General features: G+C 65.7%; 21 protein-coding genes and 2 riboswitches. Of the genes, 14 read left to right on the top strand and 7 right to left on the bottom strand.

From position 1 onward, the window contains the following. Positions 1–28 precede the first annotated feature (28 nt). Positions 29–232 (top strand): cold-shock protein, encoded by a 204-nt coding sequence (locus AAE021_RS13225; RefSeq protein ID WP_342025411.1) that lies wholly within the window; start codon positions 29–31, stop codon positions 230–232. A 361-nt stretch (positions 233–593) separates the two neighbouring features. Then, positions 594–2,231: a chaperonin GroEL gene (groL, locus tag AAE021_RS13220; protein ID WP_342022803.1), complete on the top strand. Its 1,638-nt coding sequence runs from the start codon at positions 594–596 to the stop codon at positions 2,229–2,231. Positions 2,232–2,502: 271 nt separating this feature from the next. On the opposite strand, the gene AAE021_RS13215 is transcribed toward groL, so the two are convergent. The 6 genes from AAE021_RS13215 to AAE021_RS13190 all read right to left on the bottom strand — a co-directional run bounded on the left by AAE021_RS13215 (position 2,503) and on the right by AAE021_RS13190 (position 9,616). Next, the gene (locus AAE021_RS13215; protein WP_342022802.1) at positions 2,503–2,793 is read right to left on the bottom strand and encodes a WXG100 family type VII secretion target; all 291 of its coding nucleotides are present in this window, start codon (positions 2,791–2,793) and stop codon (positions 2,503–2,505) included. Between the two features lie 138 nt (positions 2,794–2,931). After that, positions 2,932–4,380, bottom strand: coding sequence for a HAMP domain-containing sensor histidine kinase (locus AAE021_RS13210; protein WP_342022801.1), 1,449 nt, complete (start codon positions 4,378–4,380; stop codon positions 2,932–2,934). 3 nt (positions 4,381–4,383) lie between these two features. Continuing rightward, complete coding sequence (locus tag AAE021_RS13205) at positions 4,384–5,097, bottom strand: response regulator transcription factor (protein ID WP_342022800.1); 714 nt, start codon at positions 5,095–5,097, stop codon at positions 4,384–4,386. Between the two features lie 131 nt (positions 5,098–5,228). Beyond that, a complete protein-coding gene (locus AAE021_RS13200; protein WP_342022799.1) occupies positions 5,229–6,875 on the bottom strand; it encodes a DNA repair helicase XPB in 1,647 nt (548 codons plus the stop codon). Then, on the bottom strand, positions 6,868–9,300 hold the full coding sequence (locus AAE021_RS13195) for a helicase-associated domain-containing protein (protein WP_342022798.1): 2,433 nt from the start codon (positions 9,298–9,300) through the stop codon (positions 6,868–6,870). The genes AAE021_RS13200 and AAE021_RS13195 overlap by 8 nt, the downstream gene beginning before the upstream one ends. Positions 9,301–9,340: 40 nt before the next feature. Continuing rightward, the gene (locus AAE021_RS13190) at positions 9,341–9,616 is read right to left on the bottom strand and encodes a hypothetical protein (protein ID WP_342022797.1); all 276 of its coding nucleotides are present in this window, start codon (positions 9,614–9,616) and stop codon (positions 9,341–9,343) included. Positions 9,617–9,880: 264 nt separating this feature from the next. On the opposite strand from AAE021_RS13190, the gene AAE021_RS13185 reads away from it, so the two are divergent. The 3 genes from AAE021_RS13185 to AAE021_RS13175 all read left to right on the top strand — a co-directional run bounded on the left by AAE021_RS13185 (position 9,881) and on the right by AAE021_RS13175 (position 12,186). Continuing rightward, positions 9,881–10,264 (top strand): cold shock domain-containing protein, encoded by a 384-nt coding sequence (locus AAE021_RS13185; protein WP_342022796.1) that lies wholly within the window; start codon positions 9,881–9,883, stop codon positions 10,262–10,264. A 14-nt stretch (positions 10,265–10,278) separates the two neighbouring features. Then, positions 10,279–10,839, top strand: coding sequence for a DUF3027 domain-containing protein (locus AAE021_RS13180; RefSeq protein ID WP_342022795.1), 561 nt, complete (start codon positions 10,279–10,281; stop codon positions 10,837–10,839). A 72-nt stretch (positions 10,840–10,911) separates the two neighbouring features. Beyond that, positions 10,912–12,186, top strand: a complete 1,275-nt coding sequence (locus tag AAE021_RS13175) for an MFS transporter (RefSeq protein ID WP_342022794.1) — start codon at positions 10,912–10,914, stop codon at positions 12,184–12,186. Between the two features lie 34 nt (positions 12,187–12,220). On the opposite strand, the gene serC is transcribed toward AAE021_RS13175, so the two are convergent. After that, the gene (gene serC / locus AAE021_RS13170) at positions 12,221–13,351 is read right to left on the bottom strand and encodes a phosphoserine transaminase (protein ID WP_342022792.1); all 1,131 of its coding nucleotides are present in this window, start codon (positions 13,349–13,351) and stop codon (positions 12,221–12,223) included. Positions 13,352–13,599: 248 nt separating this feature from the next. Here serC and AAE021_RS13165 point away from each other — a divergent pair, with 248 nt between their 5' ends. The 9 genes from AAE021_RS13165 (at position 13,600) to fdhD (ending at position 21,305) form a co-directional block, all read left to right on the top strand. After that, positions 13,600–14,298 (top strand): metal-dependent transcriptional regulator, encoded by a 699-nt coding sequence (locus AAE021_RS13165; RefSeq protein WP_342022791.1) that lies wholly within the window; start codon positions 13,600–13,602, stop codon positions 14,296–14,298. Between the two features lie 65 nt (positions 14,299–14,363). Continuing rightward, a riboswitch (cyclic di-AMP (ydaO/yuaA leader) is annotated at positions 14,364–14,574 on the top strand. 2 nt (positions 14,575–14,576) lie between these two features. Further along, positions 14,577–15,347: a M23 family metallopeptidase gene (locus AAE021_RS13160; RefSeq protein WP_342022790.1), complete on the top strand. Its 771-nt coding sequence runs from the start codon at positions 14,577–14,579 to the stop codon at positions 15,345–15,347. 120 nt (positions 15,348–15,467) lie between these two features. After that, positions 15,468–15,630: riboswitch (cyclic di-AMP (ydaO/yuaA leader) on the top strand. Between the two features lie 3 nt (positions 15,631–15,633). Next, positions 15,634–16,479, top strand: a complete 846-nt coding sequence (locus tag AAE021_RS13155; RefSeq protein WP_342022789.1) for an NlpC/P60 family protein — start codon at positions 15,634–15,636, stop codon at positions 16,477–16,479. 33 nt (positions 16,480–16,512) lie between these two features. Then, entirely contained in the window at positions 16,513–17,325 is an 813-nt protein-coding gene (locus AAE021_RS13150; protein WP_342022788.1) for an NlpC/P60 family protein, read from the top strand. A gap of 209 nt (positions 17,326–17,534) precedes the next feature. Next, on the top strand, positions 17,535–18,035 hold the full coding sequence (locus AAE021_RS13145; protein WP_342022787.1) for an HNH endonuclease: 501 nt from the start codon (positions 17,535–17,537) through the stop codon (positions 18,033–18,035). Then, positions 18,032–18,727: a molybdenum cofactor guanylyltransferase gene (gene mobA, locus AAE021_RS13140; protein WP_342022786.1), complete on the top strand. Its 696-nt coding sequence runs from the start codon at positions 18,032–18,034 to the stop codon at positions 18,725–18,727. Before AAE021_RS13145 ends, mobA begins: the two co-directional genes overlap by 4 nt. A gap of 41 nt (positions 18,728–18,768) precedes the next feature. Beyond that, a complete protein-coding gene (locus AAE021_RS13135; RefSeq protein ID WP_342022785.1) occupies positions 18,769–19,059 on the top strand; it encodes a DUF6457 domain-containing protein in 291 nt (96 codons plus the stop codon). Then, complete coding sequence (locus tag AAE021_RS13130; protein ID WP_342022784.1) at positions 19,049–20,347, top strand: molybdopterin molybdotransferase MoeA; 1,299 nt, start codon at positions 19,049–19,051, stop codon at positions 20,345–20,347. Before AAE021_RS13135 ends, AAE021_RS13130 begins: the two co-directional genes overlap by 11 nt. Before the next feature lie 130 nt (positions 20,348–20,477). Beyond that, positions 20,478–21,305 carry a formate dehydrogenase accessory sulfurtransferase FdhD gene (fdhD, locus tag AAE021_RS13125; RefSeq protein WP_342022783.1) on the top strand — a complete coding sequence of 276 codons (828 nt, stop codon included), beginning with the start codon at positions 20,478–20,480 and terminating at the stop codon, positions 21,303–21,305. The last annotated feature ends 32 nt before the right edge of the window (positions 21,306–21,337 follow it).

Here is a 21,337-nt window from a genome sequence, read left to right as displayed (position 1 = left end):
CGAGCGAAACAAGGTGGGAGAAACGCAGATGGCGCAGGGGATCGTCAAATGGTTCAACGGGGAAAAGGGCTACGGATTCATCACGCTGGATGAGGCCCAAACGGATGTCTTCGTGCACTGGTCCGCCATCCAGGCATCCGGGTACCGCACCCTGGAAGAAGGCCAGCGGGTGGAGTTTGAAATTGGGGAGGGCCAGAAGGGTCCGCAGGCCGAGGACGTGCGCAGCGTTTAGCGGCGGTTTAGCGCCTGTTCGGAGTGGAGCGGCGGCAACCCCCTCCCGGGTTGCCGCCCTTTCCTGTGCCGGGACACTGGTCCGGAGGCGTGCTGCCGGAATGATGATGACTGTGAGCCGTGCAGCGCGGAGCCGTGATCGCTTGCACTCAGTGTGTGGGAGTGCTAATTATTGAGTTAGCACTCTTGCCGTATGACTGCTAAATGCGGTCGGCGTTGAGTGAAAGAGCAAGCCACTGAGGTGAGGGCCTGAGGGTGCGTAAAGAGATCGCCCCCGCAGCGCCCGTCCGTCGCGGGCACCACAGTCTGGAATGCAACAGCTAAGCACCCAGCATGACTGTTCCGGAAGGACGTAAGCCGTTATGGCCAAGATCATTGCATTTGACGAAGAGGCACGCCGTGGCCTTGAGCGCGGATTGAACATCCTCGCCGACGCCGTAAAGGTCACCCTGGGCCCGCGCGGCCGCAACGTGGTCCTTGAGAAGAAGTGGGGTGCCCCCACCATCACCAACGACGGCGTTTCCATCGCCAAGGAGATCGAGCTCGACGATCCCTACGAAAAGATCGGCGCCGAGCTGGTCAAGGAAGTTGCCAAGAAGACTGACGATGTTGCCGGTGACGGCACCACCACGGCAACTGTCCTGGCTCAGGCCCTGGTCAAGGAAGGCCTGCGCAACGTTGCTGCCGGCGCCGACCCGCTGAGCCTGAAGCGCGGCATCGAGAAGGCCGTCGAGGCCGTCACTGCCGAGCTGCTCGCCTCCGCCAAGGAGATTGAAACCAAGGAGCAGATTGCTGCCACGGCTTCCATTTCCGCCGGTGACCAGCAGATCGGCGACCTGATCGCCGAAGCGCTGGACAAGGTTGGCAAGGAAGGCGTCATCACCGTCGAAGAGTCCAACACCTTCGGGCTCGAGCTTGAGCTCACTGAGGGTATGCGCTTCGACAAGGGTTACATCTCCGGTTACTTCGTCACCGACGCCGAGCGTCAGGAAACGGTTCTGGAAGATCCGTACATCCTGATCGTGAACTCCAAGATCTCCAACGTGAAGGACCTCGTTGCAGTCCTGGAGAAGGTCATGCAGTCCGGCAAGCCGCTGCTGATCATCGCCGAAGACGTTGAAGGCGAAGCCCTGGCGACCCTGGTTGTCAACAAGATCCGCGGCACCTTCAAGTCCGTCGCCGTCAAGGCTCCGGGCTTCGGCGACCGCCGCAAGGCCCAGCTGGCAGACATCGCCATCCTCACCGGTGGCCAGGTCATCGCCGAGGAAGTCGGCCTGAAGCTGGAAAACGCCACGCTGGACCTGCTGGGCAAGGCCCGCAAGGTTGTTGTCACCAAGGACGAGACCACGATCGTGGAAGGCGCCGGCGACGCCGAGGAGATCGCGGGCCGCGTCAACCAGATCCGCGCCGAGATCGAGAACTCCGACTCGGACTACGACCGCGAGAAGCTGCAGGAACGCCTGGCCAAGCTGGCCGGCGGCGTTGCAGTCATCAAGGCCGGTGCAGCCACCGAGGTTGAGCTGAAGGAACGCAAGCACCGCATTGAGGACGCTGTCCGCAACGCGAAGGCTGCCGTTGAAGAAGGCATTGTCGCCGGTGGTGGCGTTGCCCTCATCCAGGCCGGCCTGAAGGCCTTCGCCAACCTCTCCCTCGAGGGTGACGAAGCAACGGGTGCCAACATTGTGCGCGTGGCCATCGACGCTCCGCTGAAGCAGATCGCCTTCAACGCCGGCATGGAGCCGGGCGTAGTTGTCGACAAGGTCCGCGGACTGCCCGAAGGCTGGGGCCTCAACGCCGCAACCGGCGAGTACGAAGACCTGCTGGCAGCCGGCGTCAATGACCCGGTAAAGGTGACCCGTTCCGCTCTGCAGAACGCAGCCTCCATCGCCGGTCTGTTCCTGACCACCGAAGCAGTAGTTGCCGACAAGCCTGAGAAGGCTGCACCGGCAATGGGCGGCGGCGACGAAATGGGCGGCATGGGCGGTATGGGCGGCTTCTAGCAGCCCCCGGTCCGTTCCGGCCCCGTGCCGGCGCGGACCCTCCCGCTGACGCCCTGAGTCAGCACTGAACACAGAAAAGCGCGGCACCCGACGGGTGCCGCGCTTTTCTGTGTTCAGTGCCTTGGAGTTCCGCCCGGGAGCCGGCGCCGTTCTGCGGGTCCAGCGCCGTTCCCGCGGGGGCCCGGCGCTGTCCCAGCGCTCTCCCGGCGCCGTTCCAGCAGGGCGGTTCAGTGGCCTCCCAGCGGCGGTTCAGCGGCTGCCCAGCCCCGGCTCAGTGCCGGAACAGTGCGACGTTGGCCGCTTCGGTTTCGGCGTACTGGCCGGAGGCGTACCCGAGCGCCTGGTTGATGCTGGTGAGGGATTCCTCCACCTTGGCCTGAGTGCTGCGCCATTCCGCGATCAGCTGCTGGAAATTCGCGGACGCCTGTCCCTGCCAGGACTCGCTGAGGGACTGCAGCCCGGACTGCATCCGGTTAATGTCGGACTGCAGCCGGTCTATCGTGCCGCGCACCTCTGCGCTTTTCGCGTCCAGAGCCTCGCTGTCCACTGAAACTATTGCCATGGTTCTTTCTCCCTTCGCCAGTGACCGTGAGCCTTTGACGCTAGGCGGCGGCACAGCCGGGCCGGGTGCGGGCCGTTGCCCCGTGGATAACCACGGACAAATCCGCCGGTTCAGGGGAGTGTGGAGGACAGGAAGCAGCTACCCGGCGTCGGTCTCGAAATCCTCCGGAGCACGGTACGGCAGCCGGATGGACATGGTTGCCCCGCCGCCTTCCGTTTCCGAGAGGCGAACCGTGCCGTCATGCTGGGCCACCAGCGCCGCGACGATCGCCAGGCCCAGTCCGGTGCCGCCGGTTTCGCGGTAGCGCGAGGAATCCGCCCGGTAGAACCGCTCGAAGACCCGTGCGGCATCTTCTTCGGAGATCCCCGGTCCGTGGTCGCGCACCTCCAGCACCGCATCGGAGCGGTTGTGGATGACGGGGGCAACGCCCACGGCAATTTCGATCGGGGACCCGTCGGGCGTGTAGCGCAGGGCATTGGTCATGAGGTTCGCGACAACCTGCCGCAGCCGTGCCTCGTCACCGACAGTGGGCGCCGGCCGCGGCTGCTGGCCATCCAGTCCGACAACCCTGATCTCGCGTCCGGGTGAACTGGCACGCGCATCCATTGCGGCATCGTTGCCCAGGAGCATCAGGTCCACCGGCTCATATTCAAGCGGGCGCTGTTCATCAACGCGGGCCAGAGTGAGCAGGTCCTCCACCAACTGGCCCATCCGTTTGGCCTCGCTCTCGATCCGCCCCATGGCAGCAGAGATTTCCTCGGGTTTCTGCAGTGCTCCGTGGCGGTACAGCTCGGAGAAACCCCGGATCGTCACCAGCGGCGTGCGCAGCTCGTGGGAGGCATCCTGGACGAAGCGGCGCATCTTTCGCTCGGACCTGGACCGGGCAGCAAAAGCGGTTTCAATGTGGGCCAGCATTGCGTTAAGCGACCGGGACAGCCGGCCGATTTCCGTGGCGGGATTCCCGACGTCGACACGGCGGGACAGATCGCCCGCGGCGATGGCGGCCGCTGTTTTTTCCACCTGGCTCAGCGGCCGGAACTGGCGGGTGACCGCCCAGTAGGCAATGCCGGTGGCGCCGAGGGTACCGAGCAGCCCCACGGAGAAAACCAGTGATGCCGCCTCATCCACGGTGGTGGCCACGTCATCGAGCGGCAGGGCCACGGCCACGGAGCCTGAGCTCTCCAGGGCAAACACCTTCACCCGCCATCCCTTGCTGCCGGCCTGGGTACCCGGAACCGTTTCGCCCCGTTGGCCGAGTTCCAGGACCTCTTCCACGGTGTAGTGCGGCACCACTGGGGCGTCCTCCCGGGGATTGGTGTGGGTGGCGGGCCCGTAGCTGCCGTCATCGGTCAGGTACAGGCCGTAGAACTCGAACAGCGACGTGTCGGTGGGAGGAGCGTCGGACACCAGGTAGCGGGAGACTGCAGGCGCGCTCTCGGAGATTTCGGCGTCCAGACGGGTCACCAGGATCTGCCACAGCACGTAAATCGTGGCCAGCCCCGTGATGGTAACGGTGATGACCATGAGCACGGCCATGATGGCCACGAGCTGGGAACGCAGTGAGGCCGATTTCCAGCGCCTTAGCAAGGCTTAGCGCTTCTCCGACGTACGCAGCAGGTAACCAACCCCGCGCTTGGTCTGGATCAGGGCGGGAGCATCGGGGCTGCGGTCGATCTTGCGGCGCAGATACGAAATGTAGGACTCGACAATCGAGGCGTCACCGTTGAAGTCATACTCCCAGACATGGTCCAGGATCTGGGCCTTCGACAGTACGCGGTTGGGATTGAGCATCAGGTAGCGCAGGAGCTTGAACTCGGTGGGGGACAGGTCCACGGTGACGCCGCCGCGCCGCACCTCATGCGCGTCGTCGTCGAGCTCCAAATCATCAACGCGCAGGACGGCGTCATCATCAGCCAGCGGCTGGGTGCGGCGCAGCACGGCCCGGATGCGGGCCACCACCTCATCCAGGCTGAACGGCTTGGTGACGTAGTCGTCGCCGCCAACGGTCAGGCCGGTGACCTTGTCCTCGGTATCATCACGCGCCGTCAGGAAGACCACCGGGAAATGCTGTCCGGCGGCGCGCAGCCGGCGGGTCAGCGTAAAGCCGTCCATGTCCGGGAGCATGACGTCGAGCACCGCGAGGTCCGGGTTGTGGGTTGCGACCGCGGCAAGGGCCTCGCGTCCGTTGGCTGCGGCGACGACGTCGAAACCGGCAAAGCGCAGGGACGTGGAGAGTAATTCACGAATATTGGGCTCATCATCCACTACGAGGAGACGAGCTTCAGGTCCGGATGATTTATTCACTTACCCAGTTTCTTACATTTAGCTGTGCGTTGTCTGTAGGTGGACATTGTGAACTCTGGGAGTGTCCGGTGAGTAATGGACGACGACGGCGACTCAAAGGAGCACCCCGGCTCCACCGGGGAGCCGGAATGCTAGACGGGCTTTTCGATGTCCGAGGCGTCCAGGATGGAGTAGGCGTAGCCCTGCTCAGCCAGGAAGCGCTGCCGCTTGGCGGCAAACTCCTGGTCGAGGGTGTCCCGTGCGACGACGGTGTAGAAGTGGGCGGCCTTGCCGTCGGCCTTGGGACGCAGGAGCCGGCCCAGGCGCTGTGCTTCTTCCTGGCGGGATCCAAAGGAACCGGATACCTGGACTGCCACGGAAGCCTCGGGCAGGTCGATGGAGAAGTTGGCGACCTTGGAAACCACCAGCGTGGTCAGCCGGCCCTCCCGGAATTCGTTGAACAGGCGCTGGCGTTCCTTGACGGGGGTGTCGCCCTTAATCACGGGCGCGTCCAGCCGTTCAGCAAGTTCATCCAGCTGGTCCAGATACTGGCCGATCACCAGGGTCTGTTCCCCGGCATGGCGGCGCACCAGCTGCTCAACGACGCCGGTCTTGGTGTCCGACGTCGAGCACAACCGGTACTTGTCCCCGTCCTCGGCCATCGCGTAAGCCACCCGCTCATCGCGGGGCAGATCCACCCGGACCTCGATGCACTCCGCCGGGGCAATGTAGCCCTGCGCCTCAATATCCTTCCACGGTGCGTCATAGCGCTTGGGACCGATGAGGGAGAAGACCTCGCCCTCGCGGCCGTCTTCGCGGACCAGGGTGGCGGTCAGGCCCAGGCGGCGCCGTGCCTGCAGATCGGCGGTCATCCGGAAAATCGGTGCGGGCAGCAGATGCACCTCGTCATAGATGATCAGGCCCCAGTTGTTTTTATCCAGCAGTTCCATGTGCGGATACAGGCCGCCGCGCTTGAGCGTCAGCACCTGGTACGTGGCAATGGTGACGGGCCGGACTTCCTTGACCGCACCGGAATACTCGCCGATTTCATCCTCGGTCAGGGACGTGCGCTTGAGCAGCTCGTCCTTCCACTGGCGGGCCGAGACGGTGTTCGTGACCAGGATCAGCGTGGTGGTGGAGCTGGTAGCCATGGCAGCGGCACCCACCAGGGTCTTGCCCGCCCCGCAGGGAAGGACGACGACGCCGGAACCGCCGGCCCAGAAGTTCTCCGTGGCCAGTTTCTGGTAGGGGCGCAGCGCCCAGCCGTCCTCATCCAGCACGATCGGATGCGGGGTGCCGTCAATGTAGCCGGCAAGGTCCTCAGCCGGCCAGCCGAGTTTCAGCAGCAACTGCTTGAGCTGGCCACGCATGGAGGACTGCACCACAACGGTTTCACCGTCGATCCTCGGCCCCAGCAGCGGCTGGATCTTCTTGGCGTGCAGGACTTCTTCGAGCACCGGGTAGTCATTGGTGCGCAGCACCAGGCCGTGCTGCGGGTCCTTTTCCAGGCGCAGCCGCCCGTACCGGGACATGGTTTCCTCGATGTCCACCAGCAGCGAGTGCGGCACCGGGAAACGCGAGTAGTTCAGCAGCGTGTTCAGCACCTGCTCGGCGTCGAGCCCCGCGGCCCGGGCGTTCCACAGTCCCAACGGTGTCAGCCGGTAACTGTGAATGTGTTCGGGGGCGCGCTCCAGCTCGGCGAAGGCCGCTATGGCATGCCGGGCCTCGGTGGCCTGTTCATGATCCACTTCCAGCAGGATGGTCTTATCACTCTGGACAATCAACGGTCCGTCAGCCATGCGCCGGGGTATCCTCCACTATTTCAACATCCATGATTCGGTGCACCGACACCACTCTCTCTACGTCCCGCCGCGGGTCAAAGACCCGCACCCGGCCGTCGGTGACTGATAAGGGAACGAAAATTTCCTGCCGCTGATTCCCCTGCCCGTCCACCACGCCCATGCGGACGGAGCTTCGGGTGCGGATCGCCTCCCGCAGGATTTCCAGGCCGACCAGCGGCTGGCTTTCGCTGCGGCCGGCCACCGGGGGCCCTTCACCGCGCAGGGCCGCCAGCTGGTTCGCAATGTCGTCGTCGGTCAGTTCCCAGGGGTTCAGCCGTGTTTTCGACGCCGGAGCCACCGTGATCGGCGGATGAGCGTGCGATCCTGCCACGGGACGGGCGCGGCCCTCCAACGCCGGGGAATAGCCAAGTTCACGCAGGGTGTACGAGAGTTCCTGGGCGCTGGCCACCGAGCCGACGACGGTGGGTGAGAGGCGCACCAGGCCCAGGGACGCAGTGCGCGGGTCCGCGAGCAGGCCGGACAGTCCGTCTTCGTCATCACTGCGCAGGTAGGATGCGGCGGCGCCCACCCGAAGCCTGCCGTAGCGCGCGGCGGTGTCCTCCACGAGGTACCTCAGCGGCTGGGGGACCTCGGTGGCGGAATGCCGGCGCAGGAAATCCAGGATGTCCGCAGCGTCCTGACCGCTGTCCAGGGCCCGGCGGATGGAGTCAGCGGAAAACCGGTAGATGGCTGCCGGTCCCTGGCCCTCGGCGTCGGAGATTGATGCCAGCCGGCGTGCCACCCCGGGTTCCAGGTACCCGGGGGCTACAGCGGTCAGGTCGGCCTGCAGCAGGAAAGAATTCAGCGGTTCCGGGAGGGCATCGTGCAGGCGCTGCAGGGCGCCGTCCCAGTCACTGGCTGCGACGGCGGCGCCGAGGTCGGTCAGGGCGCCCGAACCGAGCAGGCCAAGCTGCGCCGCCTCCTTCAGGATGCCCGGCACCAGGCGGGCGAACCGCCGCTGCAGGCGGGGCTGATGCCAGGTCAGGGCGCTGACCAGCGACTCCGTGTCCAGGGCGCCGGTGGTGCCCTGGACACGCACGTCCTCGGCCGCCAGCTTGGCGAGCATTTCCAAGGCCCGCTGCCGCACCAGCGGCGCATCCGGGCGTGATGCCTCAGCGGCCAGGGCATTGATGGCGCCGCCGCCGGGGAGGGGGCTGCCCACCAGGGAGGGTGCGCGGTCCGCATCCAGCCATGCTGCGACGAGCTGCTTCCACTGGTCGTGCCGGTCCAGGGTCAGCCAGGTTCCCTCGGTGGCGCACCAGCGGGACGTGGTGACATCCAGCGACAGCAGGCCCGACAGGGCGCCGAGTTCAAGCAGCCATGCGGTGGCAGGCGCATCGATGCGCAGGCATTCGGAGACCCGGCGAACCTCGCGCACACCCACCCCGCCGGAGCGGAGCGTGCTGATGGGAGTTGCCCTGGCAACGGCCAAAAGCTCGGTGAGCAGGCGAAGGGTTTCCGCCACTGCACCGTAGGCGGCATTGTCCCGGACACTGTCCAGAACCCTGCGCGTCACCGGTGCCGGCGGCTGGAGCTTGAAATCGGAAACTATGACATGGCCGCGGGATGCCTGCCCCACCGGCCGCGGAAGCTCAACATGCAGGGCGTCCAGGGGGACCAGCAGTCCGCGCGCCATTAGCCACTCCACGGGGGTGGGGGAGGGGTTGTCCAGCACGGCGCGTCCCATGGCGGCCTTTTTCGGAATGGTGCCAACTGGGGAGTACTTGAAGCGGCGCAGCAGTTCCAGCGTTTGCGGCGGGGCATCGGCCATGAGCCGGGCCCAGCCCGACGGATCCGAAACCAGGTGGTGCAGGGAATGGGCGGCGGTGGCGGGAGTGTCCGCCCGTTCCATGGGGATGCCGCTCCTGCGCAGTCCTTCCACTATTCCAACCAGGCGCTGGCCGAACTCGGGATGCTGGACGGCGAGGGTGGAATAAGGGCGCCCCAGGCCCGCCGGATATGCCCCGAGCGCCTCGCCCAGAACCGCGACCGGGAGATAGAAACGCCTGCTGGCATCGGCCTTCGGGGCACCGGGATGCGGTGTTGCCCGCCGCAGCAGGGCCAGGGCATGCAGGTGATTCAGGATTGCATCCAGTGCCTTGATGGTGGATCCGGCAATGGCGCTTTTCAGCCAGGACGCCGTGGTGCTGAGGTGGGAGTCCTCGTTGGTGGTCAGGTCCACGGCCTCGAGGACCTGCAGTTCCGGTGACGTGAGTTTTTCCAGCACGCGCTGGACGCTGATCCGAGTGGAGGCACGGGCCGCAAGGGCCTGGAAATCGGGAACGGGAGGCAGGATGAGATCAGGTCTGGCCGCAAGCAATTCACGCAGTTGGTCATCACTGCGTGCAGCTAGATCTTCGGCTAAAGCTCGGATCGCGGACATCGTCTCCACGTTACCCGACCCAGCGCCAAAACGGACGGGATCAGCCGCGTCGCCTGCGGCGGATGCCGTCAATTACCAGGCCTGCCATCAGGAGGAATGCCACCGGAAGGGCGTAAAAGGCGCCGGCGGCGAATCCGGGCCAGATACTTTCCGAGCGCAGGCCGGACAGGACGACGACCCCGAGGCACAGCAGCCCGACTACTGCCAGCAGGGCGGCAACACCAGTGAGGATGCGGCGCCACCGGGGGCCCTCCGGCGCACTTCGGTGCGGCGTTCGGTCCGGGGTCCGGCCAGGGGATGGGGTGCTGGTGTCCATGGCGCTTAACGCTAACAGCGGAAATGGTCCGGTCCAACGGCAGCGTACGGGGGAAGGATTACCCGGGCGGGATATTCTAAAGGGAACAGACTTCCCCGTAGTATCTCTGCCGTAGTATCTGGAAGAACCTGGCGTCCCGGAACAACCTGGTTTCTGACGGGAGTGCCGGGCCGTGCATTCCGGCACACGGCGGGCACTGCGGGTTGCGCATCACTGCGGCAGTTCCCACTGCCGCACCCAACAGCTAAGAACGAGGTAACCGAAGTGCCCATCGGCAAGGTCAAGTGGTTCGACACTGGTAAAGGTTTTGGGTTTCTGGCCACGGACGAGGGCCAGGAAGTATTCCTGCATGCCTCGGCCCTTCCCTCCGGTGTAACCGAGGTGAAGCCCGGGACACGGATGGAGTTCGGTGTGGCTGACGGACGCCGGGGACCGCAGGCTCTCTCAGCACGGATTCTGGAGGCGCCGCCCTCCGTGGCGAGGGCCACCCGGAAGAGCGCCGACGACATGGCCGTTATTACGGAAGACCTTATTAAACTGTTGGATGCAGTCTCGAACGGCCTGCGCAAGGGCCGCTACCCCGACAAGAAGCATGCCACCAAGGTGGCGGCCGTCCTGCGTGCCGTCGCCGATGACCTGGACGCATAAGGCGGAGCCGCTGCATGACCATGAGCGCAACATCATCTTCCGAACCAGTATCCGAACAGCAGATGCCGGCATCAGCGCAGGCTGAGTCTGCCGCTGTGTCCTCCCCGGAGGCCAAGGCGCCCCGCCGTGCGCCACGCCGCCCCTCCAAGCCGGACGCAGTGCTGGCCGCCGCCGTGGAAACAGCGCGTGCCGGGCTTCTCGAAGTGGTCCCGGCTGAGCAAATCGGCGCTTACGTGGGCGCGGTCCCCGATGCCGAGCGCCTGGTCACGCACCGCTTCGAGGCGCTTCGGCCCGGCTACAACGGGTGGCAGTGGTACGCCACCGTTGCGCGGGTGCCGCGCGGCAAGGTGGCCACCGTTTGTGAAGTGGGGCTGCTGCCCTCGGAAAACGCGGTCCTTGCTCCCGAGTGGGTGCCGTGGTCGGAGCGGGTGCGTCCGGAGGACGTCGCCGCGGAAGAGGCTGCCGAGGCGCAGGAACGGGCCAACGCCCAGGCGCGCGAGGACTCGGACAACGCAGCGGACGACGACGCCGCGGACACCGGGTACAACGGAGCGGACACGCGGGAGGACAGCTAGGCATTGAGGTCCGGGGCAGGCGCAGCAGCAGTTATCACTGGTCAGTCACTTTTCACTGGTCGGTGGTGACCGGTGTTCCGTTCGCTTCGGCTGTTCAACTACCGCATCTGGTTCCTGGGTGCCCTGGTGTCCAACATTGGAACGTGGATGCAGCGCACCGCCCAGGACTGGCTGGTGTACGACATCCTCACTCACCAGGACGCGGCGGCCATGGGCATCGTCATGGCGCTGCAGCTGGGCCCGCAACTGCTGCTGGCGCCGTGGGCCGGGCTGATTGCCGACACCTATAACCGGCGAAAGGTACTGCTTTTCACCCAAGTGGCAATGGCTCTGCTGGGCCTTGGCCTGGGTGTGCTGGTGCTGTCGGGCGAAGCGGCGCTGTGGCACGTGTACGCCTTTGCGCTGGCACTGGGTGTGGTGTCCGCCGTCGACGCGCCCGCCCGTCAGAGTTTTGTTTCGGAGGTTGTGGGCGAAGCCGACCTGCCCAACGCCGTCGCACTGAACAGTGCATCCTTTAACGCTGCACGCATGGTTGGTCCGGCCGGGGCCGGGCTGCTGACGGTGGCTGTGGGCCCGGGCTGGGTCTTCCTCATCAACACGCTCACCTTCGCCGCAATGGTTCTGGCCCTGCTCAAGATGCGCAGCAGCGAACTGCGCGTGCTGCCCAAAGCGGGTCCGGGCAAGGGCCGCATCAGGGCAGGCCTGCGGTACGTGAGGCTTCGACCCGACCTGATGATGGTGCTCCTGGCCGTCTTTATTGTGGGTACCTTCGGGCTGAACTTCGCGGTGTTCATTGCAGCCATGGCCCGCACGGAGTTCGGCCAGGATGCCGGAGTCTTCGGAATCCTGAATTCGGTGATGGCCATCGGATCGGTCTGCGGGGCACTGCTCTCGGCACGGCGGGACAAGCCCCGGCTGCGCTTTGTCTTCGGCGCAGCCGGCGCTTTTGGCGCAGCCTGCCTGGTTGCAGCCTCAGCGCCCACTTTGGTGTGGTTCGCCGTGTCCCTCATCCCGGTGGGGCTGTTTGCGCTCACGCTGATGACCAGTGCCAACGCCTACGTCCAAACCACCACCGCACCCGTAATGCGCGGACGGGTGATGGCCCTTTACTTCGCCATCTTCATGGGCGGCACGCCTCTCGGTGCTCCGCTGGTGGGGTGGGTGTCCAACAGCTTCGGCCCGCGCTGGAGCCTGGGGGTCGCCGCGGCCTCGGGACTCATCACCGCAGTCGTCGGTTTTGTCTGGGCCTGGCGCGCACACCACCTGCGGATCCACTATGACCGGACCCTTCCCCGGCGCCTGCATATGACCACAACAGAAACGGAGCAGGACCCGGACCCGGTGTAAGGCCCCGATCCTGCTCCGCAGGTGTGTCCCGGTACTACCGGCTGTGCTCGATCACGAAGTCGATGCACCGCAGCAGTGCGCTGACGTCGTCGGGCTCGATGGCCACGAAAGTGGCGATACGCAGCTGGTTGCGGCCGAGCTTGCGGTACGGCTCCACATCCACGACGCCGTTGGCGCGCAGGGTCTTTGCCACAGCGGCGGCATCGATGCTGTCGTCAAAATCAATGGTGGTGATGACGTTTGACCGGTCCTGTGGACGGGACACAAACGGCGCCGCCACGGGGGATGCCTCGGCCCAGGAGTAAACCCGGCCGGCCGAATCCGCCGTGCGTTCCGCCGCGAATTTGAGCCCGCCGCTGGCGTTGAGCCACTGAACCTGCGCATTGAGCGTCACCAGCGTGGAGAGCGACGGCGTGTTGTAGGTCTGGTTCAGCTTCGAGTTGTCGATGGCCGTTTGCAGGTTCAGGAAGTCCGGAATCCACCGGTCCGAGGAATTGATCCGTGCTGCACGTTCCAGTGCGGCGGGGGAGAACATGCCCAGCCACAGGCCGCCGTCGGAGGCAAAGTTCTTCTGGGGCGCGAAGTAGTACACATCGGATTCCGCGAGGTCCACCTGCAGGCCACCGGCGGCGGAGGTTGCGTCGATCAGGACCAGGGCGCCGTCGTCGGCCCCGGCCACCCGGCGCACTGGTGCGGCGACGCCGGTGGATGTTTCGTTCTGGGGCCAGGCATAGACGTCCACTCCTGCTTCAGCCACCGGCTCCGGACGTGTCCCCGGCTCGGCCTTAATGATGGAGGAAGCGGCAAGGAAGGGAGCCTTGTTGGTGGCGGCGGCGAACTTGGAGCCGAATTCACCGAAGGAGAGGTGCTGGGCCTTGTTCTCCACGAGGCCGAAGGACGCCACGTCCCAGAAAGCGGTGGATCCACCGACGCCCAGCACGACCTCATAGCCGTCAGGGGCATTGAAGAGGTCCGAAAGCCCTTCGCGGATGCTGCCGACGAGGTTCCGGACGGGAGCCTGCCGGTGCGACGTGCCCAGCAGGTTGGTGCCGGCGAGGGCCAGTGCCTCCATTTGTTCCGGACGCACCTTCGACGGCCCGGCTCCGAACCGTCCGTCCAGTGGAAGCAGTTCAGCGGGGATCTTAAGTGCGGCGGTTTCGCCCATGGGTTTCGCTCCAAGCGGTAGGCAGGGTGCTCTGATGTGCCTTTCCATTCTGCCCCACCGGCCTGCTTCCCAGCCATTCGTGAACACACCGTTGCACACCTTCCACGGGGTGGGCGGGATTATCTGCACTCCGTACAAATAAGCTAACGTGAGGGGCAATAATGACCTCTGGCGGCGGCGTCCGCCGTTGTTCTCCTGAATCTTTCGCACGAGTATTCTTCCGCACGAGTAATAGGAGCGGCCCTGCCATGACGGACCTCATCGACACCACTGAGATGTACCTGCGAACCATTCTGGAGCTCGAGGAGGAGAACATTGTCGCTCTCCGGGCCAGGATCGCGGAAAGGCTGCGCCACTCCGGGCCAACGGTGTCCCAGACGATCGGGCGGATGGAGCGTGACGGTCTGGTGGTGGTTTCCGGAAACCGGCACCTGGAGCTCACCGAGCTGGGCCGCCGGCGTGCCACGGAAGTGATGCGCAAGCACCGGCTGGCTGAACGGCTGCTGGCGGACGTCATTGGCCTTGACTGGGCCTACGTCCATGACGAAGCCTGCCGCTGGGAACACGTCATGAGCGAACGGGTGGAACGCCGGCTGTATGACCTGCTGGGCCACCCCACCGAATCGCCGTACGGCAATCCCATTCCGGGACTGGAACAAATCGGAGGAGTAGCCGCAGAGCTCTTCCATGACGGGGTCACCAACCTCGTTGCCGCCGTCGCGGCCGCGGAGCCCGGCACCAAGCTGAAGCTGGTCCGGCTCGCCGAGCCGGTGCAGGTGGAACCGGAACTGCTAACCCAGCTGGACGAGGCGGGACTGCGCCCCGGAGCTGCGCTGACGGCGGAAGTTGTGGCCGGATACATTTCGGTCCGGGTGCCCGGCATTGAAGGAGCCCTGGAGCTGCCTCCGGAGGTGGCCTCGCACGTGTTTGTATCCACCGCCGGATAACGGAATGGTCTCTTTTGGCCTGTGTCCCCTATAGTGACTTACTGACGTTGAAATAACACCGTTATCCGGGCCTTCCGCCGAACCCTGCCACTGGCCCGGAACTACAGACCGTTCAGGCAGGGGCGGAGGACCCATCAACTGGCAGCCAAGGCTGCCTTGGGGTGAAGCCTCCAGCATCAGCACGACGCCGCATTCGCTGCGTTCGTGGTGCGTGCGGGGCCGAGTTTCTCTACTCGAATCCGACAGCTAACTTCGCAGGCATATGAGAGAGGTATACCTTGTCGAAGCATGCTGCCCCGGGCAGGCGCCGAGCGTCCGCACCGGCTACGGCTCCACGCCCGAGGAACGGCCAGGCTTCCGGCCGCCGCCGGGCCGAAACAAAATCCGTTTCCCTCGGTGATGCAGCACAGAAGGTCGCCATCACCGCAGCGACATCGGGTCTGATCCTGACCGTCGCCCTCCCCACCACTGCAGCCGTCAGCGAACCGGTGCAGGAAATGCAGCCCGCCGCCGTTGAAGAAGCAGTGGTTTCCGCTGATCCCAACGCGAGCGTGGACTTCGAGCGCGCTGCCTTGAGCAGCAAGTTCGATCCGGATGCGAAGCTGCGCCAGGTCGTGGTGGCCTCCGGCTCCGAGATCGCGGCAGGCGCCACCAAGGGCACCCTGGCAACCCCGCTGGCAGCTGACCTGGTGCAGACCTCAGGATTCGGTTACCGGGTCAGTCCCATCACGGGAAGCGCCGGCGAACTGCACCGTGGCCAGGACTTTGCCGCCGCGTGCGGCACCGACGTCACGGCCGCCGCTTCCGGCACGGTCACCTTCGCCGGCTGGCACGCAGGCGGCGGCGGGAACCGCGTGGTCGTGGACCACGGCAACGGCGTGGAGACCACTTATAACCACATGTCCAACCTTGCCGTGGGCGTAGGCGCCACGGTGGAGCGCGGAGACCTGGTGGGTGCCAGCGGCACCACGGGCGCCTCCACGGGCTGCCATCTGCACTTTGAGGTCATGGTTAACGGCGACGTAGTCGATCCGCTCGGCTGGTTGTGACCGCAGGATAATCATTCCGTGACCGGAACGTGACATTCACGGAATGTTGTTGTACGCTCGTCCTCGTGCCTGATCGGCCAAAGATCGGGCACTCTCGAACAGATCGCCGAGCTCTGCCACTGTTTGAGATCCGTTCGCAACATCGCATGGCAGAGGCGGGGGAACCACATTCGGGTTTCGCAAGAAGCCCTAGGGGTTAAGTTGCACGGGCCTTACGGTCCAGCAGCCGGGTGACTCCCATCCGAATCCGACAGCTCACCTCGTAGGCATTGGGAGAGGCAAACTTGTGTCATCAGTAGCTCATGGCCGTCGTCGCGCGGCCACCACCCAGACGAGCCCGATTTCAGCTCTATCCCGGGCCGTAACCTCCAATGCTGGAAACCTTGGCCGCCAGGCCGCCGTCGTCGTCGCCGCTTCCGGCCTCGTTCTGGCCGCGGGTCTGCCCGCCCAGGCAGCCGTCAGCACCGACCGCCAGGCGCTTGAAGCCACCCCGCTGAGCGCGGTCACCGCAACCGGAGCCGTTTCGGTTTCCGCCCAGGCCCCGTTCGAACTGGCAACACTTGAATCCGTTTCCTCGGTTTCCGGTGCTGACTACCGTGCACAGGTTGCCGCTGAAGAAGCCGCTGCAGCCGCCGCAGTAGTTGCGCAGGAGCAGGCAGCTGCCCAGGCACAGCAGGCCCAGCAGGCCGCAACTGTGCAGACCCAGCAGGCCGCAGCCACCACCGCTTATGCAGCGCCCGCCGCAGCACCGGCAGCCAACACGCCGGCGCCGGCAACTGCAGCACCCGCCGCACCCGCACCCGCTCCGGCACCCGTTGCCTCCAGCGGTGTCGGCGCAGCTCTTGTGGCCTCCGCATACGGCCAGATTGGCGTTGCCCAGGACTGCACCGCCATGGTCGAGAACGCACTGCGCTCCATCGGCAAGTCCGTCGGAGACCTCGCACCGGCACAGTTCTACGCATACGGCTCCGTTGTCGGCTCGCCCGAGCCCGGCGACCTCGTCATCACCTCCGGCCACGTAGCGATCTACGTTGGCAACGGCCAGGTCATCAGCGGCGGCTTCGACGGCATGAACACCGTTCTGCACCCGCTGTCCTACCTCGGCGGCGCAAGCTTCGTCCGCGTCAGCTAAGCCCAGTTGCCAGATACCGGAGATCGCCCCCGCATGTCATCTACAACTGAGCGCGCCCGCCACCGGGCGCCGGTGGAACGCACCGCGCCCCTGACCGCGCTGGCCCACGCCGTAACCGCCAACGCGGGTACGGTTGGACGCCAGGCGGCGGTAGTCGTCGCAGCATCAGGACTTGTCCTGAGCTCCGGCGTCGCTGCCAACGCCTCCGGATCGGACCACCTGGTCCGCGACGTCCAGACCAGCGCCCTGGACCTGTCGGCCGCTGCCCCGCTGACAGTGCCCGATACGGCCACCGTGAACTTCGACCGCCCCGCAGTGGCCGGCGTCATTGTGGCGCCTGATGCTGCGGTGCAGCCGCAGATCGCCGTGCAGGCCGACAACACAGTGCAGGCCGAGAACGCAGCGCCTGCTGAGAATGCAGCGCCGGACGCTGCGCAGCCGCTGCAGTCCGAGAACGCCGCATTGGCATCCTCCGGCACTGCCGGAGCTGCTCAGCAGGAAGCCCCTGCCGCGTCGTCGGGCACTGCGGCAATCATCGCCGCGGCCGCCTATGCGCAGCTTGGCGTGTCGCAGGACTGCACCATGCTTGTCACCAACTCGCTGGCTGCAGCCGGAATCAGCTTCCATGACTGGCCTGCCGGTTACCTGTCCCTGGGCAGCACCGTCAGTGCTTCGCAGGCAGTTCCCGGCGACCTGATCTACTACGCAGACGGTGGCATGGGAATGGCCCATATCGCTGTCTACATCGGCAACGGCCAGGCCATCCACGGTGGTTTCAACGGCAATTCGACCGTTGTGGCACCGGCCGAGCTTGGCTCCGGAGGCGTTTACATCCGGGTTGGCTAAAGCGCCGTCACGCGTCGCACCACCGGTATACCGCCGGCCGTCAAGGGTTCCTCCTTCTGGAGGAGCCCTTGACGCGTTTAACGATGGTGGTGCCGCTGTAAATGGCCAAGACCCGGATCCGGGCATACTCTTTTCCTTATCATTCGAAGTATCGTCTTCCGCCAGCGAGATGGTTCCGCCGGCGGACCGGCATGCGAAGAGGAATGTGCATGCGCACTCTTGTTCTGAACGCAGGCTACGAGCCGCTGGCCGTAGTGAGCTTCCGCCGGGCGCTGGTGCTGGTGTTGTCCGGCAAGGCCAGCGTGATTGCGGAGAGCGGTGATCCGGTGGTGGGTCCCACCGAGATCCTTGCCCGGCCGTCCGTGATCCTGCTGCACCGGTACGTGAAGATCCCGTACCGGGAAGGCACTGCCGCCACCCGGCGCGGAGTCCTGCGCCGAGACGGGCATCAGTGTGCCTACTGCGGTAAGGCCGCTTCGACGGTGGACCACGTCCTCCCGAAATCCAGGGGAGGCAACGACAGTTGGGAGAACATGGTGGCCTGCTGCCTTCGCTGCAACAACGCCAAGGGCGACAGGACGCTGAGCCAGCTGGGGTGGCAGCTGCGCTTTCTGCCCCAGCCCCCGCGGGGAGCGCGCTGGCAGATCCGTGAACTCGAGCGGCCGGCACCCCAGTGGAATGAATTCCTTGACGCCGGCACTGCCGCATGACGGTTTCTTCGAACGAGGGGAAATTTCCCGGTTTCAACGCCGTTATCCTTGCCGGTGGCCGGTCGTCACGGCTGGAAGGGGAACCCAAGGCCCTGCTGCGCGTGTCGGGCCGTACCCTGCTGGGTGTCGCGTTGGAAGCCTCCGCAGGGGCTTCCACAGTGGCCGTAGCCGGCCCCGATAGTCTCTCCGAAGTACTGCGGGAAGCCGGCACGCACGCTGTGCTGGTGCGGGAGGACCCGCCGTTCTCCGGCCCGGCCGCAGCGGTAGCCACGGCCTTCAAGGCACTCTTGGCCCTCGACGCCGAAGCCGGGCGCCGCACGCCCGACTGGACGCTGGTTCTCGCCTGCGACATGCCGTTCATCTCCGCGGCCGTCGAAACGCTGCTGGCCGAGGGCGGGGCTGAGGAGGCCCGGGACGGGACAACCCCCGGCAGCCCGCCGGAATCGCTCGTGGCGCTCGATGAGACCGGAAGGGCCCAGCCGCTGGCCGCGCTGTACAGGAGCGTTCAGCTGGATGACGCCGTACGCCGGTTCGACAGGCCCGGCGGCTTGGTGAATCTATCGATGAAGACGCTCCTTGCTAGGGTGCAGAGGAGGGACGTCAGGGTGCCCGCCCACAGCACAGCGGATGTTGACACGTGGGAGGATGCCCGGCGCTGGTCGGTGGAAGCCGCCCGTCCCGCACAGACATAAGGCCCGCAGCGTGCGGATGAAGGCCAGCAGAGGAGCAGTAAATGGCAAGCCAGGAAGAACAACTCGAAGCGTGGGTCGGCAGGCTGCTCACCGCCTTGGAGCTGGAAGGAATCGCGGTGGACGTTGGGGCAGTGCTGCAGCTGGCATCCGATGCGGCCCATTCGGTGGTGCGCCCCGCTGCCCCGCTGACGACTTTTGTGGCCGGATTCGCGGCAGGAATGGCGGCGGGCAGCGGACAGGCTGACGACGCCGTCGCCATGGGAGCAGCGATGCGCGTGGCAGCCCGCGAATGCAAAAACTACGGTGAGACCGGAGACTTCGATGACAACTGACAATTCCACCCCCGTCATACTGCCGCTTCAGCCCAACTCACCCTGGGAGCAGGCCCGGAGCGTAGCCTTCTCGGCGGGCCGGCCGCTGCCCTTTGAGACGGTGCCGCTGGCCGAGGCGCTCGGGCAGGTCCTCGCCGAGGACGTTACTGCTCTGCAGCCCGTTCCGCACTATGCGTCGTCGGCGATGGATGGCTGGGCCGTTTCCGGCCCGCCGCCGTGGAAGCTGGTGACGCATCAGGAGCCAAAGACCGAGCGGTGGCAAATCCACAAGGAGTCCGGACGGCGCCCGCTGCAGCCGGGCCAAGCCGTTGGCATCCTGACCGGCGGGATGATTCCGGCCGGAGCCCACAGTGTGCTGCGGTCCGAAAGCGGTGTGCTTTCCGGCGGGGACAGCCCGGTGCTGTCACTCAATAGTTCGGCCCGCGCTGACGAACCCCGGCGTGGTGAACACATCCGGCCAGCCGGCGAAGAGGCAGCGGCCGGGGAAGTAACGATTACGCGCGGAACACTGCTGAATCCGGCGCACATTGCCCTGGCCGCAGTCTGTGGGCACGACACCTTGCCGGTGCTCCGGGCCCCCCGGGTGTCGCTGCTGCTGACGGGCGACGAGGTTATTGAATACGGACTGCCCGAGTCCGGCCAGGTGCGGGACACCTTCGGTCCGCAGCTTCCCCAGCTGGTGGCCATGCTGGGCGGACGGATGGATGTTGTCCGGCGCCTGTCGGACCGCTACGAGGACGTGCTGGCCGCATTGAGCACCGACGCTACGGATGAAACCTCCATTGCCATGTCCTCCGGGGACGTCCTCATTACCACTGGTGGCACCGGACGCTCCGAGGCGGACCACCTGCGCCAGGCGCTGGAGGATATGGACGCTGAAATGCTGATCAACGGCATCGCGATGCGTCCCGGCCACCCCACTATGCTGGCCCGCCTTCCGGACGGCCGGCTGCTCGTGGCGCTGCCGGGCAACCCGCTCGCCGCAATGATGGCGGTGTTCACCGTGCTGTCGCCGCTGCTGGACGGGCTTCGTGGCGCTCCGCTGTCGCCGGAGCGCCATGTGCTGGTGGGCGTGGACATCGAGCCGCTTCCGGGACGCACCCGGCTGGTCCCCTGCAGGATCGAGAACGGGCGGGCCCTTCCTTCGCCGTACTTCCGGTCGGGAATGCTGCGGGGCATTGCCGACGCGGACGCCGTGATGGTCATTCCGGAGGCCGGGTGCACCAAGGACGAAGCGATCACGGCCCTGCCGCTGCCATGGACCGTCAAGGAACCCCCGGCTCACTAGCGGGGCGGGGATGGCGCCGGCCGGGACCCTGCGTTTGAATGGGTCAGGCGGCCGGCGCTGAAACGGCGCGCCGCCAACGGTGCTGCTGAACAGGACACGGGTTGAGAAACACAGCGGTGAAGGAGACGGAATGGGACGGGTAACCAGGCGGAGCCAGATCACAAAATTCCGAACGGATGGAACGGTCACCAAGCGCGAAGACGTGTTGGCCGGCGAGGAACCGCTGGAGATCCGCGTGGAGGGCCGATCCTTCACTGTCACGATGCGGACGCCCGGCGACGACTTTGATCTCGTTGCCGGGTTCCTGGTCTCGGAAGGAATTATCTGGGATCCGGGGCAGCTGATCAGCCTTCGGTACTGTGCAGGCGTTGACGAGTCCGGACAGCAAACCTTCAACGTTGTGGACGTACAGCTTCGGCCGGGCACCGCCCTTCCGGACACTGCCATGGAACGCCACGTCTATACGTCCAGCTCCTGCGGGATCTGCGGCACTGCGTCCATTGAGGCGGTCCGCAAGTCCTCCCACTTCTCCCTCGGCGAGGATGACGTGCGCGTTCCGCTTGCGGTGCTGTCAGCGCTGCCGGACCAGCTGCGCCGGAACCAGAAAGTGTTTGACCGCACCGGCGGGGTCCACGCCGCCGGCCTGTTCACCGCCGAAGGGGAACTGCTGTGCCTGCGCGAAGACGTAGGACGGCACAATGCGGTGGACAAAGTGGTGGGATGGGCCCTGCGGGCCGGCAAGCTGCCGCTGCGCGGAACCGTCCTGCAGGTTTCCGGCCGTGCATCCTTTGAACTGGTGCAGAAGGCACAGCTGGCAGGAATTCCCCTGCTGGCGGCCGTCAGCGCTCCGTCGTCACTGTCAGTGGAGCTGGCCTCCGACGCCGGAATGACGTTGGTCGGCTTCAGCCGTGGTGCGTCGCTGAACTGCTACGCGTTTCCGGAGCGGATTTCCGTCTGACCCGTCACCGGCAACGGGCCGGGTCGGCGCCC

Source organism: Arthrobacter citreus (genome assembly GCF_038405225.1).
GTDB classification, from domain to species: Bacteria; Actinomycetota; Actinomycetes; order Actinomycetales; family Micrococcaceae; genus Arthrobacter_B; species Arthrobacter_B citreus_A.
Note: the sequence above shows the minus strand (reverse complement) of the source record. Positions and strands in the feature narration are given on the sequence as shown.